This window comes from Streptomyces sp. NPDC087428 (assembly GCF_044744085.1).
GTDB lineage: Bacteria > Actinomycetota > Actinomycetes > Streptomycetales > Streptomycetaceae > Streptomyces.
On record NZ_JBIUXR010000002.1, the window covers coordinates 676,343 to 692,211 of the forward strand.

The 15,869-nt window shown below is 72.4% G+C and carries 10 protein-coding genes; 5 read left to right on the plus strand and 5 right to left on the minus strand.

All coding sequences use genetic code 11. The features are described 5' to 3' along the window. Position 1 precedes the first annotated feature (1 nt). Positions 2-3,352: an SAV_2336 N-terminal domain-related protein gene (locus tag ACIO3R_RS06730; RefSeq protein ID WP_402103951.1), complete on the plus strand. Its 3,351-nt coding sequence runs from the start codon at positions 2-4 to the stop codon at positions 3,350-3,352. Between the two features lie 15 nt (positions 3,353-3,367). On the opposite strand, the gene ACIO3R_RS06735 is transcribed toward ACIO3R_RS06730, so the two are convergent. From ACIO3R_RS06735 to ACIO3R_RS06745, 3 genes are all read right to left on the minus strand, one after another. Further along, positions 3,368-4,789, minus strand: a complete 1,422-nt coding sequence (locus ACIO3R_RS06735) for an MFS transporter (protein ID WP_402103954.1) — start codon at positions 4,787-4,789, stop codon at positions 3,368-3,370. A 115-nt stretch (positions 4,790-4,904) separates the two neighbouring features. Next, positions 4,905-6,116, minus strand: coding sequence for a lipid-transfer protein (locus ACIO3R_RS06740; protein WP_385346419.1), 1,212 nt, complete (start codon positions 6,114-6,116; stop codon positions 4,905-4,907). Between the two features lie 32 nt (positions 6,117-6,148). Then, positions 6,149-8,329, minus strand: a complete 2,181-nt coding sequence (locus ACIO3R_RS06745) for an acyl-CoA dehydrogenase (protein WP_402103958.1) — start codon at positions 8,327-8,329, stop codon at positions 6,149-6,151. Between the two features lie 260 nt (positions 8,330-8,589). Here ACIO3R_RS06745 and ACIO3R_RS06750 point away from each other — a divergent pair, with 260 nt between their 5' ends. Continuing rightward, positions 8,590-10,383 carry an MFS transporter gene (locus ACIO3R_RS06750; protein WP_385029274.1) on the plus strand — a complete coding sequence of 598 codons (1,794 nt, stop codon included), beginning with the start codon at positions 8,590-8,592 and terminating at the stop codon, positions 10,381-10,383. Here the strand turns inward: ACIO3R_RS06750 and pepE are convergent. After that, positions 10,346-11,074, minus strand: coding sequence for a dipeptidase PepE (gene pepE / locus ACIO3R_RS06755; RefSeq protein ID WP_402103961.1), 729 nt, complete (start codon positions 11,072-11,074; stop codon positions 10,346-10,348). The genes ACIO3R_RS06750 and pepE overlap by 38 nt on opposite strands. 62 nt (positions 11,075-11,136) lie before the next feature. Next, positions 11,137-11,964 carry an IclR family transcriptional regulator gene (locus ACIO3R_RS06760; RefSeq protein WP_363027066.1) on the minus strand — a complete coding sequence of 276 codons (828 nt, stop codon included), beginning with the start codon at positions 11,962-11,964 and terminating at the stop codon, positions 11,137-11,139. Positions 11,965-12,111: 147 nt separating this feature from the next. Here ACIO3R_RS06760 and ACIO3R_RS06765 point away from each other — a divergent pair, with 147 nt between their 5' ends. The 3 genes from ACIO3R_RS06765 to ACIO3R_RS06775 are packed head-to-tail and all read left to right on the plus strand — an operon-like array spanning position 12,112 to position 15,784. Beyond that, on the plus strand, positions 12,112-13,065 hold the full coding sequence (locus ACIO3R_RS06765; protein ID WP_402103964.1) for a DUF1177 domain-containing protein: 954 nt from the start codon (positions 12,112-12,114) through the stop codon (positions 13,063-13,065). Further along, the gene (locus ACIO3R_RS06770) at positions 13,065-14,456 is read left to right on the plus strand and encodes a cytosine permease (RefSeq protein ID WP_385040978.1); all 1,392 of its coding nucleotides are present in this window, start codon (positions 13,065-13,067) and stop codon (positions 14,454-14,456) included. Before ACIO3R_RS06765 ends, ACIO3R_RS06770 begins: the two co-directional genes overlap by 1 nt. After that, on the plus strand, positions 14,453-15,784 hold the full coding sequence (locus ACIO3R_RS06775) for a M20/M25/M40 family metallo-hydrolase (protein WP_402103967.1): 1,332 nt from the start codon (positions 14,453-14,455) through the stop codon (positions 15,782-15,784). Before ACIO3R_RS06770 ends, ACIO3R_RS06775 begins: the two co-directional genes overlap by 4 nt. Positions 15,785-15,869 lie beyond the last annotated feature (85 nt).

The window sequence follows — 15,869 nt, forward strand, 5'->3', positions numbered from 1 at the left end:
CATGGCCGGCGGCGGTGCACGGCTGGCCGAGGCGCTGCGGGTGCTGTCGGCCTCCGGCCACGAGCTGGACGCGGATCAGCTCCTGGACGTGCTGTGGCTGGCCCGCAGCCTGCCCGCCGGCCCCGGCGCACCGATCAGCCGGGAACTGCCCGAGACGGGTCCGCCCGCCGATGACACCGGTCCCGAGCCCGGGACGGCCCCGGGGTCGGCTCCCCGGCCGGTGCCGGAACCCGACGACCGGGATCTGCCCGACCTGACCGCGCCCTCCCTGTACGCGGCGGCCCGGCAGCCGCCTCCTGTGCCGGAGCCGGCGCCCGCACTCCCCGGCCGCGACTCCCGCAAGGCGATGCCCGTACGGGTCCCGGAGGAGAAGGCCCTCGCCGACGAGCTCGAACTCGGGCGCGCCCTGAGGCCGTTGCGCCGCCGCAGGGACAGCCGCCACCGCACGGAGATCGACGAGGAGCTCACCGCCGCCGAGTTCGCGCAGACCGGACTGGTCGACGTGGTGCAGCGCCCCGTGCGGGAACGCTGGCTGAACCTGGTGCTGCTCGTCGACGACGGTCTGTCCATGCTGTTGTGGCACCGGCTCGGGGCCGAACTGCGCACCCTGCTGGAGCGTCTGGGCGCCTTCTCCACCACCCGCGTTCTGGGGCTCGACACGGGTGACGTACGGCCGCGCCTGCACGCGCGGCCGTTCCGGTCCGACGGCCCCGGACTGCCGCTGAGCACGGTCAACGACTCCTCGGGCCGGACGCTGCTGCTGGCGGTGAGCGACGGGATGGGCGCCGCGTGGCGGTCCGGCGCGATGCACGACCTGCTCGCCGAGCGGGCCGCCCGCGGCCCGGTCGCGGTGCTGCACACGCTGCCTTCCGAGATGTGGGAGGCGTCGGGGATCTCCGCCGAGCCCTGGCAGGCGACCACCCGGCGGATCGGGGGTGCCAACTCCTCCTGGCGGGTCGTCGATCCGGTGCTGCCGCCGGGCATTGCCCGTTTCGAGGGCGTGCCGGTACCGGTGCTGGCGCCGGATCCCTCGTCGCTGGGCGCCTGGGCACGGCTGCTCGCCTCGCCCGGCACGACCATCGAGCTGCCCCTGCTGGTCCGCCCGGGACGGTACGGGGCGGTGGCGCCGGCCCGGAATCCGGGCAGCACCCAGCACTTCCGGGACGCGGCCACTCCGGAGGCGTACCGTCTCGCGGCCCATCTCGCGGCGGTCTCCCCGCTGTCGGTTCCGGTGATGCGGCTGGTGCAGTCCGCGGTGCCCTGGCGGGCCAGCACCTCCCATCTCGCCGAGGTGTTCCTCGGCGGTCTCATCCGGCCCCACCCGGCCCCGGTGCCGGGGCCACTGCCGGCCAAGCACCGGGTCTTCGACTTCTCCGAGGAGTCCAAGACCGTGCTGCTCGACGCGATTCCCCCGGCCGAGCTCCTGCGGACGAGCCGCCGGATCGGCCGCCGCCTCGATGAGCTGGCCGGCAATTCACCCGATTTCCCCGCATGGCTGTCCCACCCGGACGGCTCCGCCCAACTCCCTGGCGCCCAGCAGCCGTTCACGAGCGTGGAGCGGCGGCTGCTCACCCGGTTCGGGGTGTCGTTCGGCGAGCCCTCGCCCGGTCTCGGCCCGGACCCCGAACGCGAGGTCCCCGATGTCCACGGCTGGGGTCCGCTGCTGCCCGAGGATCCCGACCGGCTCGGCGACTTCGTGCTGCGCGGCCGGCGCCGCGGACGCCGCACCGTGGTGTACCGGGGCTTCGACCGGCAGGGCACCGAGGTCGCGCTGCGTGTCCCGCGCCCCGGTCTGCCCCCGGGCACCGGTCGGCTGATCGACGTGGAGGCGGAGGTCCTGACCCGGCTCCAGGGGCAGTACGCGCCCACCCTCCTCGCCACCGGGACACGGGAGTCCGCACCCTGGCTGGCCATGACCACCATCGCGGACGGGCCCGCCGGAGACACCGAGCCCCCGCGGCTCGACGAGATCTTCAGCCAGGCGCTCATGGAGGCCGTGGCCCCGTTCGACACGCTGCGCGGGCTCCTCGTCTCCTTCTACCTCGCGAACGCGCTGGCGCTCTGCCACGTCAACGGGGTGGTGCCGGCGGACTTCGGCGCCGACAGCGTCTTCGTGCTGCGCCGTACGGTGGTGCTGGCCAACCTCTCGGACTGCGTCGTGGACGGGGAGTACCTGGAGCCGGGCCCGGTGCCGACGCGCGAGGACAACGTGCGCTCCCTCGGAGGACTCCTCCAGCTCATCAGCAGCAAGGCCGGCCTGGACATGCCGAACATGCCGGAGGGAATGCACCTGTGGCAGGGCGACACCTGGGAGCAGTTGCACCGTCTGGTGCTCCGCTGTCTTGACGCGGACCCGGCCCGGCGCCCCACGGCGAGCGAGGTCGCGGAGGTTCTCGGCAAGTACATCGCCCGTACGCGCACCCAGCGGGGGGACGCCGGGGCATCGCCCCCGCCCGCCGTCCTCCGCCGCCTGCCGCCCGCTCCACTCGACCTGCCACCGCGCGGCGAAGCCTCCCCGGCCGGCGGCCCCGGGCCGCGTCTCGCCCGGTTCGGGTCCGCCCGCCGGAAGGCGGAGGGGCAACTGAGGCGTCTGCGGGTCCCGATGTCGCACAGCCGGCGGCTGGCCCTGACGGGCCCCTACCACTACAGCGGCCGGGCCACCACGACGATGGTGCTCGGCAACCTGCTGGCCGCGGTGCGGGGCGAACCCGTCCTCGCTCTTGACGCCGCCGCGTCCGTGGGGGCCCTCGACCCGTTCCTCACCGTCCGCAACCGGGCCGTCCTCCGCAACGTGGCGGCGCTGCCGCACTCCGCCTCGTACGAGGACATCCGCGCACGCACGACACGGCTGCCCTCGGGCCTGGAGGTGGTCGCCCATCGCCGAGGTCACATCAGTACGAATCCCACGCACGCACAGGACTACGCGCAGTTGCTGGCGCGGACGGCGCCGTACTACTCCTTCGTACTGAGCGACTGGGCCCCCCTTCACCTGAACCGGCGGGCGGACGTGCTCCTCGAACACGCCGACACCCTGATCATCTGCTGCAGCACCACCGAGGTCTCCCTGGCCGCGGCGGTGAACTCGCTGGCGGGCGTGCGGGCGGAGCGGGCGCACCTGGCGGACCGGGCGGTCGTGGTGGTGACCGAGGTCGACGGTCCCAGAGGACGGCGGATGCCGGCCGGTCTGGCCGACCGTCTGCGGGTCGATCCGGCCCATGTGGTGCGCGTCCCGTTCGACTCCGTGCTCCAGTCACCCGACTGGGACCTGGGCCGGCTGCGGCCGGCCACCACGGAAGCCTTTCTGGACCTCGCGGAGCTGGTCATGCCTCCGGTGGCGGAGCCGTCGTCCTGACCGTCCCCGCCGGTCTCAGTCCTGCACGGAACGGTGGCGCGGCAGCCAGAGGATCATCAGCAGCAGGCCGCCCAGCAGCACCGAGCCCGACGTGCGGAAGGCCAGGGCGTAGCCGGCCGTGAGGTCCGCCGGGCCCGTCCCGCCGGCCGTGCGGGCCGCTGCGACGGTGGAGAGCACGGCCAGGCCGAGTGCGCCGCCCATCGTGCGGGAGGTGTTGACGAGTCCGGAGACGAGGCCGGACTCGCCGGGGGCCGCGCCCGAGGTGGCCAGGGAGGCGAGCGGGGTGGCCGCGAGGCCGGTGCCGGTCATCATCAGTACGCCGGGCAGGCAGATCGAGGTGAGGTAGGAGCCGTCGGCGGTCATCGTGGACTGCCAGCCGAAGCCCGCGGCGGCGACCACCGTGCCGACGAGCGCCAGGTTCTTCGCTCCGACGCGGGCCATCAGCCGCGGGGCGCACTTGGAGCCGACGACGATGGCCACCGAGGTGGGCATCAGGGCGAGTCCGGCCTCCAGCGCGGTGTAGCCCAGCACGTTCTGCGCGTACACGGTCATGAAGTACCACATGGAGAACGTCGCCGAGCCGGTCAGGAACATCGCCACGTTCGCCGAGGCGACCGCCCGCGCGCCGAGCACCCTCAGTGGCATCAGCGGCTTCGCCGTGCGGGCCTCCACCAGGACGAACAGGGCGAGCAGGGCCAGTCCGCCCAGCAGCGGGACGAGGGTGGCGGCCGCGGTCCAGCCCGACTCCTCGGTCTGCACGATGCCGTACGCGGCGGAGGCGAGGCCCGCCGTGACGAGCAGCGCGCCCGGAAGGTCGATACGGCTCCGCTCGCCCGTCCGGCCCTCGGCGAGCCAGATCGCGGCGCCGGTGAGGACGAGGACGCCGACCGGCACGTTGATCAGCAGGACCCACCGCCAGGAGAGCGTGTCGGTGAGTGCCCCGCCGATGAGTCCGCCGGTGGCGCCGCCGCCCGCGCCGACCGCCATCCAGGTGCCTATGGCCTTCGTCCTGGCGGGCCCCTCGGGGACGGCGGCGGTGAGCAGGGTGAGGGTCGCGGGGGCGAGTACGGCGGCGCCGAGCCCCTGTGCGGCGCGGGCGGCGAGCAACTGCCAGCCCTCCTGGGCGAGTCCGCCGGCCAGGGAGGCGGCGGTGAACAGGCCGAGGCCGACCAGGAACATCCGCTTGCGGCCGTAGATGTCGGCGGCCCGCCCGCCGAGCAGCATGAATCCGGCGAAGGCGATCGAGTAGGCGTTGAGCACCCATTGGAGTCCGGCGGTGCTCAGCCCCAGGTCGGTGCGCATCGACGGGAGGGCCACGTTGACGACGGAGACGTCGAGGACGACGAGGAACTGGCCGACACAGGCGGCGAGCACCACCGCCCACGTGCGGGTACGGGTCCGGGGGGTACGGCGTGTGGGCGTCGAGACGTCAACCATGGCGTCATACTCGCAGCCGCCCGGCACCCCGTACATCGGTTTCCGGACCGTACCGCCCCCCGGTCCGGGGGGGGCGGGACCGGCGCCCCACCGGGCCCCGCGGACCCGCCCGTCCTCAGCGGCGCAGAAGTGTCACCACGGCCGCGCCGCCGAGCCCGATGTTGTGGGCGAGTCCGGTGCGGGCGCCGGGCACCTGGCGGGCGCCGGCCTCGTCCCTGAGCTGCCAGGTGAGTTCGGCGGCCTGGGCGATTCCGGTGGCGCCGAGCGGGTGCCCCTTGGAGATCAGGCCGCCCGACGGGTTGACCACCCAGCGGCCGCCGTGGGTGGTGGCGCCGGACTCGACGAGCGCCCCGGACTCGCCCTCGCCGCACAGCCCGAGCGCCTCGTAGGTGAGGAGTTCGTTGATGGAGAAGCAGTCGTGGAGTTCGATGACGTCGAGGTCGTCGGCTCCGATGCCCGCGCTCTCGTACACCTGGCGGGCCGCCTCCCGTGACATGGGCAGGCCGACCGCGTCGATGCAGGTCCCGGAGGCGAAGGAGTCCCCGGTGTCGGTCGTCATGGCCTGGGCGGCGATCTCGACGGCCCGGTCGCCGAGCCCGTGCTCCTCGACGAAGCGCCCGGAGACGACGACGGCCGCGGCCGCGCCGTCGGAGGTCGGTGAGCACTGGAGCCGGGTCAGCGGGTGGTGGATCGGTTTCGCGGCGAGGACCTCGTCGACCGTGTACGGGGCCTGGAACTGGGCGTACGGGTTGCCCGTCGAGTGGCGGTGGTTCTTGGCCGCGACGGCGGCGAGCTGCGCCTCGGTCGTGCCGTACTTCTTCATGTGCTCGCGGGCCGCGTTGCCGAAGATCTGGGCGGTGGGCGGGGTCATCTCGAAGCCGTGTCCGGCGGCCATGATCCCGTAGTGGCGGGCGACCGGGGACGTCTTGAAATCACCCGCTCCGCCGTCGGACCCGCCGCCGCCGAGCGATCCGCGCGCCATCTTCTCGAAGCCGAGCGCGAGGACGCAGTCGCTGCCGCCGCCCTCGACGAACTGCCGGGCCATCATCAGCGCGGTGGAGCCGGTGGCGCAGTTGTTGTTGACGTTGTAGACGGGTATCCCGGTCAGCCCGAGCTCGTACACGGCGCGCTGTCCGGCGGTGGAGGCCTGGAAGCAGTAGCCGACGGCGGCCTGCTGGACGTCCTCGTAGGCGACACCGGCGTCGGTGAGCGCGGCCGTGCCCGCTTCCTTCGCCATGTCCCAGTACTGCCAGTCGCGGGTCTCGGGCTTCTCGAACTTCGTCATCCCTACGCCGACGATGTATGCCTTCGCGGCCTTCGCTGTCATGGTGTGTCCTTTCGGAGGGGCGGTGGCCCCTCTCAGTCCCTCGGCAGGCCGAGGATGCGCTCGGCGACGACGTTGAGCTGGACCTGGGTGGTGCCGCCCGCGATGGTCAGGCAGCGGGACATCAGGAATCCGTGCACGGCCCGTTCGCCCGCTCCCTCGGCCACCGCGCCTGCGGGGCCGAGGAGTTCGAGGGCGAGTTCGGCGACCTTCTGCTGGTGGGCGGTCTGGATGAGCTTGCGTACCGAGGCGCCGGCGCCGGGTTCGAGGCCGGAGACCTGTTGCAGCGTGGTGCGCAGCCCGATGCAGGCCAGTGCGTGGGCCTCGGCGGCGAGTGCTCCGATCCGGGCCCGGCAGGCGCCGTCGAGTCCGGCGGAGCGGTCGATCAGGGCTTCGAGGCCGGTGTCGAAGGTCATCTGGTCGGCCATGTGGACGCGTTCGTTGCCCAGGGTGTTGCGGGCGACCTGCCAGCCGCCGCCGGCCTCGCCGACCAGGGCGTCGGCGGGCAGCGTCACGTCGTCGAAGTACACCTCGTTGAAGAGGGAGTCCCCGGTGATCTCCTTCAGCGGGCGGATGTCGATGCCCTCGGTGTTCTTCATGTCGACGAGGAAGTAGCCGAGGCCCTGGTGCTTGGGGGCGTCCGGGTCGGTCCTGGCGAGCAGGATGCCGTGGTCGGCCCACTGGGCCGCGCTCGTCCAGACCTTCTGGCCGTTGATCCGCCAGCCCTCCGGGGTGCGTTCGGCCCGGGTGCGCAGCGAGGCGAGGTCGGAGCCCGCTTCGGGTTCGGAGAACAGCTGGCACCACAGGAGTTCGCCGCGCAGGGTCGGCAGCAGATAGCGGTCCTGCTGCTCGGGCGTCCCGTGTGCGAGGAGGGAGGGCACCACCCAGGTGGCGATCTGGAGGTCGCTCAGTTTCACGCCCTGTTCGCGCAACTCCTGTTGTACGGCGAGTTGTTGTACGGGGCCGGCGTCCAGGCCGTAGGGCGCGGGCAGATGCGGGGCGGCGTAGCCGGTGGGGGCGAGGGCGCGGCGGGCCGCCTTCGGGTCCAGGCCCCGGGCGGCGGCGACGGCCTCGCGGGCCGCCGTGCGGTGTGCGGCCGCCTCCGCCGGTAGTTCCAGGGTGAGTTCGCGGCGCGCCCCGGCGGCGGCGAGCCGGACGGCGCGCTGCCGGTGGACGTCCCCCGACCCCAGCAGTTGGCGGGCCACCAGGGCGCGGCGCAGGTACAGGTGGGCGTCGTGCTCCCAGGTGAAGCCGATCCCGCCGAGGATCTGGATGGCGTCCTTGGCGCAGGTGTACGCGGCGTCCAGGGCGGTCGACGCGGCGAGGGCCGCGGCCATGCCCCGTACCTCCGGTGCCTCGTCGGCCGCGCGGGCGGCATCCCAGACCAGCGCGCGGGCCTGTTCGACCCGTACGAGCATGTCCGCGCAGAGGTGCTTGACGCCCTGGAACTGTCCGATGGGGCGGCCGAACTGCTCGCGGACCTTGGCGTGTCCGGTGGCGGTGTCCAGCGAGCGGGCGGCGGTGCCGCAGGCCTCGGCGGCGAAGAGGACGGCGGCGAGGTCGCGGACGAGTCCGGAGTCGGTGGGCAGCAGCCGCCCGGCGGGGACCAGGACGCCTTCGGCCCGGACCTCCGCGGTGGGGCGGGTCGGGTCGGCGCCGCGGTGCGGGCGTACGGCCAGTCCCCGGGTGCCGGTGTCGACGGCGAACCAGCGGGTGCCGGTGACCGTGGCGGCGGGGAGCAGCAGCAGGTCGGCCCCGGCGGCGGAGAGCACCGGCGGGAATTCGCCGTCCAGCAGGTGGCCGTCCTCCTGTTCGACGGCGGTGAGGCTGCCGGGGCCCAGCGCGACGGCACCGATGCGGCGGCCCGCGGCGAGGCCCCGTACCAGGGCGGACGTGTCCGGCGCCGAGGCGTGCAGCACCGCGGAGGCGAGGGCGCTCGCCAGGAAGGGGCCGGGGAGCGCGGCCCGGCCCGCCTCTTCGAGGACGACGGCGAGATCGAGCAGCCCGCCGCCTCCGCCTCCGTCCTCCTCGGGAAGATGGATGCCGAGCAGGCCCTGTTCCGCCAGCCCGTCCCAGTAATCGGGGCGTGCGCCGGTGGCGGTGGGGGCGTCCGCGTCAAGAATTTTCCGTATTTCCCCGGGCGGTACGGTCCGCGCGAGCCACCCCCGTACGGCCTGCGCGAGCTCCCTGTGTTCTTCGGTGATTCCGATGCCCATGCGGATCCTCGCCGGTCGCAGCCACTGGAACGGCGCAAGAGTAGAACACGTTCCAATCTGACGGAAGGTCAGATGCGCATCTGTTTCCGGCCGGAGGCGCACTCGCGGCCGCCGCCGTGTCCTGTTCGCACCTCGTTCACCGGAATACCTCGGACGTGCGGAAGGTTGCACCCTGCACACACTTGGCGGGCGACGCTGCCCGCAGCACGGCCCGCACGCCTTCCCGTCCCTCCCTCTTCCGCTGCCCGGAGGCCGCACGTATGCCACAGACGACGCACGAACAGCAGCCCGCGGAGCTTCCCTCGCCGCGGACGTCGAAGACGGGCAAGGGGATCGTCCCCGTGCTCGCCTTCGCGGGTATCACCGTGGCGGTGATGCAGACCCTGCTCGTCCCCGTCATCAAGGACCTGCCCGCCCTTCTCGACACCGACCCGTCCAACGCCACCTGGGTGATGACGGCGACCCTGCTCGCCGGAGCCGTCTCCACACCGATCATGGGGCGGCTCGGAGACCTCAACGGCAAGCGGAGGATGCTGCTGGCCAGCCTCGCCGTCATGGTCGTCGGCTCCCTGATATGCGCCTTCACCGATGACCTCGTGATCATGATCGTGGGCCGCGCGCTCCAGGGCTTCGCCATGGGCGCCATCCCGCTGGGCATCGGCATCATGCGCGACGAGCTGCCGCGCGAGAGGCTCGGCTCGGCCATGGCCCTGATGAGCTCCTCGATCGGCGTCGGGGGCGGACTCGCCCTGCCCGCCGCCGCCCTGGTCGCCCAGCACACCGACTGGCACACCCTCTTCTTCGGCTCGGCCGGCCTCGGCGTGCTCGCCATGGGGCTGACCGTGCTCGCGGTGCCGGAGCCCGAGCTGCGGGCCCCCGGCCGGTTCGACGTCACCGGCGCCCTCGGCCTCTCGGCCGGACTGGTCCTGCTGCTGCTGCCCATCACCAAGGGCAGCGACTGGGGCTGGACCTCTCCCACCACCCTCGGGCTGGTCGCCGCCGGACTGCTGGTGCTGCTGCTGTGGGGCGTCTTCGAGCTGCGCAGCGACGCGCCCCTGGTCGACCTGCGGACCACCGCACGCCGCGAGGTGCTGCTCACCAACCTCGCCTCGATCATGGTCGGGGTCGCCTTCTACGCCGTCTCGCTGGTCCTGCCGCAACTGCTCCAGCTGCCGCTGTCCACCGGCTACGGCCTCGGCCAGTCGATGGTGGTCGCCGGGCTGTGCGTGGCGCCGCTGGGCCTGACGATGATGCTCGTCGCCCCGCTGTACGCCCGGCTGTCCGCCCGGTACGGCCCCAAGGTCACACTGATGCTCGGCATGGCGGTCATCGCCGTCGGATACGGGGCCGGGCTCGGCCTGATGAGCGCCGCCTGGCAGACCGTCGTGATCGCGGTGGTGCTCGGTGCCGGCATCGGGCTCGCCTACTCCTCGCTGCCCGCACTGATCATCGGGGCCGTCGACGCCTCGGAGACGGGTGCGGCCACCGGGCTCAACACCCTGATGCGCTCGATCGGCACCTCGGTGTCCAGCGCGGTGATCGGCATGGTGCTGGCCCACACCTCCGTACAGACGGGGCCGGTCGCGGTGCCCAGCATGCAGGGCTTCCGCACCTCGTTCATGATCGCGACGGGTGCGGTGCTGGCCGGACTGGTGCTGGCCGCGTTCCTGCCGTCGCAGCGGGCGGCCGCCGCGCCGGTCCTGCTGGCGAGCAGCGCGGGCGACGCGACGGCCCGGCTGTCCGGCCTCCCGCTCCCGCTCCCCGGCTCCGGCTTCCGCGGCCGGGTCCTCGAGGCCGACGGGACCCCGGTGGCCGGCGCCAACGTCACCCTGATCGACCGGCAGGGCCGGCAGGCCGGGCTCACCACGACGGACGCGGAGGGCCGGTACGCGCTCGCCGCCCCGGCCGGCGGCAGCTTCGTCCTGGCCGGATCGGCCGCCGGATACGCGCCGCGCGCCTACCCGGCGGCCCACCCGGCGAGCGGCCGGCCCGCCGAGGCCGATCTGGTGCTGTCCCTCAGCGCACCGGCGCGTCGAACCTCGGTGCGGTCGTGAGCAGATGAGAGACGTCCGTCCCCGCCGGGAGCTCCTGCGGCCGCGCGCCGCGGGTGAACAGCCGCGCAGGGCGGGCGCCCTGGACCCGGGCCTGGCGCCCGTTGACCCGCAGCCATGAGCCCTCGCGCAGCCCGAGCACCGGGACGTCGTTCTCCTCCAGGAACTCGGTGAGCCGTTCCTCGCGGGTCTCGCCCTTGTGGGTGCTGTCCGGGTCCGGGTCCAGGTAGTGCGGGTTGATCTGGAACGGGACGAGGCCGAGCGTCTCGAAGGACGGCGGCTGCACGATCGGCATGTCGTTGGTGGTGCGCAGGGTGGGCGACGCCATGTTCGTGCCCGCGCTGGCCCCCATGTACGGCAGCCCGTCGCGCACCGCCTCGATCACGGCGTCGCGCAGCCCGGTCCGGTAGAGCGCGCTCAGCAGCCGGAAGGAGTTGCCGCCGCCGATGAACACGGCGTCGGACGCGGCGAGTTCGGCGACCGGGTCGGCGTTCTCATGGACGCCGCGGACGCTGATGCCGGCCGGCTCCAGGGCGTCACGGACCCGCGCGGTGTACGTCGTGTAGTCCGCGAGCGCGTACGGCACGAAGGCCAGCCGGGCGTCGGAGGGCAGGAACGCCCGCACCGTGTCGAGGGCGTGTTCCAGGTAACCGCAGCCGTGCTGGGTGGAGTTGGAGAGCAGGAGCAGATTCACGGGGTTCCTCTTGGGTTCTCTTCGGTTCAGGTCGTGCGGGTGGAGCGGGGCCCGATCGCCGGTCAGGTGGTGCGGCGGGACCGGGGCTTGGGGCGTTGCGGCGGGTGGGTGAGGCGCCTCTCCAGCATGTCGGCCGCCTTGCGCAGCGCGTCGATCCGGTTCTCCGGCGCCCCCTCGAACCGTGCCTCCGCGCCGCCCAGACTGAGGCTTCCGTACGGCTCGCGCCCGAGGAAGACCGGTACGGCGAGGGTCGCGATGCCGGTGTCGTACTCACCGACCGTCCAGGCGTACCCCTGGGCGCGCACCTTCAGCAGCTCCCGCTCCAGCAGGTCCGGATCAGTCACCGTCCGGTCCGTGAACCGGGCCATCGGGCGTCCCCGGAAGAGCCGGTGGCGCTGCTCGTCCGGCAGGTAGGCGTAGAACGACTTACTGGTCGCCCCGGCGTGCGCCGGGTAGAGCTCACCGACCAGGGGGTAGTAGCGCAGCGGCCCGGTCTCGCCCTCCTCGGCCGCCACGCACCGCATGTGGAAGCTGTCCGGCAGGCAGAACAGCACGGTGTCGCCGGTGACCCGGCGCAGCTCCTCCAGGACCGGCCCGGCGAGCAGCTCCAGCGATCCGGAGCGCTCCCAGAGCCTGCCCAGGCGCAGCACGGCGGGGCCGATGCGGTAGCGGCGGGTGGCCGGGTCGGAGACCAGGAAGCCGCGGCCCGCGAGGGTGGCGAGCAGCCGCTGGGCCACCGAGGTGTCCCAGCCGAACTCCTCGGCGACCTCGGTGACGCCCCAGTCGGGCCTGGTCCGCTCGAACGCGAGCAGCACGAGAAGCGCCCGGTCGACGGTTTGCAGGGCTCCGGCGGGCGTCCGCCGGTCAAGATCGAAGTCCGCCATCGTCATCTCACCCTTCAGACCCGAGTTGCAAATAACGGGAAATGGTTGCGCTCAACGCTATCGGATCCCGAATCTGCTCTCAGCACCCCGTCCGGCGTCCTTCTCCCTGCCGGGCGCCGGACGGGTGTGATGGATGCGCGAGAAAGGCCCCCCATGTTGAAGTACGTACTGGACATCGTCGACCTCCTCGACGACCCGCAGGCCAATGGCAAGACGGTCGTCGAGTACCTCGACGCCGTGGCGGGGGCCGAGGGCTCGTCCGCGGAGGTCACCACGGTCACCGGCGAGCGGGGCTCGACGGACTTCGTGATGGTCCGCATCCCCGGCTCCCGGGGACGCACGGCCGGGGGCACCGCCCGCACCCTGGGCGTGGTCGGCCGGCTCGGCGGCATCGGCGCCCGGCCCGAGGTGACCGGCCTGGTCTCCGACGCCGACGGGGCGGTCTCCGCCGTCGCCACCGCCGCGAAGCTGCTCGACATGCGCCGCCGCGGCGATGTGCTGCCCGGCGATGTGATCGTCGCCACCCACATCTGCCCGAACGCGCCGACCGAGCCGCACGACCCGGTGCCGTTCATGGGCTCGCCCGTGGACATCGCCACCATGAACCGCCACGAGGTGACGGACGCCATGGAGGCCGTGCTCTCCATCGACACCACCAAGGGCAACCGCATCATCAACCACAAGGGCCTCGCCCTGTCGCCCACCGTCAAGGAGGGCTGGGTGCTCCGGGTGAGCGAGCAGCTCGGGGAGCTGCTGGCCGTGGTGACCGGTGAGCCCTTGGTCACATACCCCGTGACGACTCAGGACATCACGCCGTACGGTAACGGTGCACATCACATCAATTCGATCCTCCAGCCCTCCACCGCGACGGCCGCCCCCGTCATCGGTCTGGCCATCACCTCGGCCGCCGCGGTGCCCGGCTGCGGCACGGGCGCGAGTCACGAGAGCGACATCGCGTCCGCCGCCCGCTACGCCGTGGAGGTCGCCAAGGCCTACGGCGCGGGCCACCTGGACTTCCACGACGCCGTGGAGTTCGACAACCTCGTCAACCGCTACGGGTCGCTGTCCCACCTGCAGACCTTCGGCCGCACACCCCAGGAGTCCTGATGGCTGCCGCCCCTCCGGCCGACGCCGCGGTCAACGAGACCAAGAGCATCGGCAGCGACGACTACTCGCTCTCGCGCGTCCCGCGCGACAAGCGGTTCGGCTTCTGGTCCATGCTGCTCCAGTGGCTGGCCCAGTCCGGCTCGATCTCGCAGTTCACGCTCGGCGCCACCATCGGCGTCGGCATGACCTTCGGCAACGCCTTCCTCGCCTTCACGCTCGGCGCGGTCATCCTGGAGATCGTGATCTTCGCGATCGGCCTGGCCGGTATGCGCGAGGGTCTCGCGACCCCGATGCTGACCCGCTGGGTGGGCTTCGGCCGCAACGGCTCCGCGCTGGTCAGCTTCGTCATCGCGGTCAGCCTGGTCGGCTGGTTCGGCGTCCAGAACACGATCTTCGGCAACAGCGTCTCTGCGCTGGTCGGCGGACCGTCCTGGATGTGGTGCGTGATAGCGGGCATCGCCATCACCGCCCTGGTGATCTTCGGCTTCAAGTACATGGCCGTCTTCGCGAAGATCGTCACCCCGCTCTTCTTCGCGATGGTCGCCTGGTCGGTCATCACGACGCTGAAGGACCACTCCCTCAGTGACCTGATCAACTCGCCGCCGCCCGGCCAGACGATTCCCCTCGCGGTCGCCGCCACCGCCATCGCGGGCGGCTTCATGACCGGCGCCATCGTCGCGCCGGAGATGACCCGCTACAACAAGAAGGGCTCGCACGTCTTCGTGCAGAGCGCCTCCTCGATGATCCTCTCCGAGTACATCGTCGGCATGACCGGCGTGCTCCTGGGCCACCTGGTCAAGAGCAACGAGGTCTCGCACATCGTGCTCTCCACCTCCGGCGCCTTCGGCGTCATCGTGGTCCTGATGTCCACGGCGAAGATCAACGACTGGAACCTGTACGGCTCCTCGCTCGGCGTCGTCAACTTCTTCCAGGTCGTCTTCGGCAAGCGGATCCACCGCGGCGCCGTCACCATCGTCCTCGGCATCGCGGGCACGCTCCTGTCCGCCGTCGGGATCATGACCCACTTCACCGAGTTCCTCACGATCCTCGGCGTCGCGATCCCGCCGATCGGCGGCATCATCGTGGCCGAGTACTGGGTCGTGAAGCGGATGCGCAAGCCGCTGGACGAGACCCGCGAGGCCGAGACCCTGCCGAAGTCCTCGCCGACCTGGGTGCCGATGTCCATCGTCATCTGGATCGTGGCCTTCTGCGTCGGCAAGTTCTACGACGGCGGCATCCCGGCCCTGAACTCGCTGGCCACCGCATTCGTCCTGTACTGCGTCCTCGGCCTGCTGGGCTGGGTGAAGCCGTACGGCACCTCCACCACCGAGGACGACGAGGACAACGCGGTCCCCGACGCCCCCGCCACCACCCCTGTGGGAGCAGCATGAGCACCCCCGAACCCACCGCCGCCGCCCTGGTCCCCGCCTCCGACGAGGCCCAGGCCGAGGTCATCGACCTCTGCGCCGAACTGATCAGGTTCGACACCTCCAACCCCACCAGCAACGAGCGCGCGAGTGCCGACTGGGTGGTGGGCCGCCTCGCCGAGGTGGGCATCGACTCGGAGCTGATCGAGTCCGCCCCGGGCCGGGCCAGCGTCATCGCCCGGATCGCCGGCCGTGATCCCGAGCGCGGCGCCCTGATGGTCCACGGCCATCTGGACGTCGTCCCCGCCGACGCCTCCGAGTGGCAGGTGCCCCCGTTCTCCGGTGAGATCCGGGACGGCTACCTGTGGGGCCGCGGCGCGATCGACATGAAGGACACGGTGGCCGTCATGCTGGCCACCGCCCGGCACTTCGCCCGCACCGGCACCCGGCCCTCGCGCGACCTGGTCCTGGCCTTCCTCGCCGACGAGGAGGCGGGCGGCAAGTTCGGCGCCCACTGGCTCGTCGAGCACCGCCCGGAGCTGTTCGCCGGGGTCACGGAGGCGATCGGCGAGGGCGGCGGGTTCTCCTTCGCCCTCGACGACACCCGGCGCCTCTACCCGATCGAGAACGCCCAGCGCGGCATGGCCTGGATGGAGCTCACCGCGACCGGCCGGGCCGGCCACGGCTCCTCGCCCAACGACGAGAACGCGGTCACCGACCTCGCCGAGTCGCTGACCCGGATCGGCCGCGAGACCTTCCCGATCCGGCTGATCGAACCGGTCCGCGCGCTGCTCGAAGAGGCCGCCCGCCTCTACGGCGTGGAGTTCGACGAGGACGACATCGAGGGCAGCCTCGCCAAGCTGGGCCCGGTCTCCGACTTCATGCAGGTGGTCCTCCGCAACTCGGCGAACCCCACCATGTTCAACGCCGGTTACCAGACCAACGTCATCCCCGGAAAGGCCACCGCCCGCGTCGACGGCCGCTTCCTGCCCGGCCACGAGCAGGAGCTGATCGACACGATCGACAGGCTGCTGCTCCCCTCCGTCAGCCGCGAGTGGGTCAACCACGACATCGCGATGGAGACCACCTTCGACGGCCCGCTCGTCGACGCCATGTGCGACGCGGTGCGCGCCGAGGACCCGGACGGCCACCCCGTGCCGTACTGCAACCCCGGCGGTACGGACGCCAAGGCCTTCACCCACCTGGGTATCCGCTGCTTCGGGTTCAAGGGCCTGAAGCTCCCGCACGACCTTGACTACGGCCGCCTGTTCCACGGCGTGGACGAGCGCGTCCCGCTGGAGGGACTGCGCTTCGGCGTCCGTGTCATGACCCGACTCTGGCAGAGCTGCTGACCACTGCGTCACGGCTCCACCAGGGGCCCGCCCCGACCCGGGCTCACCCCACCTGCGCCCCCGCCGACACTCTCGGCGGGGGCGC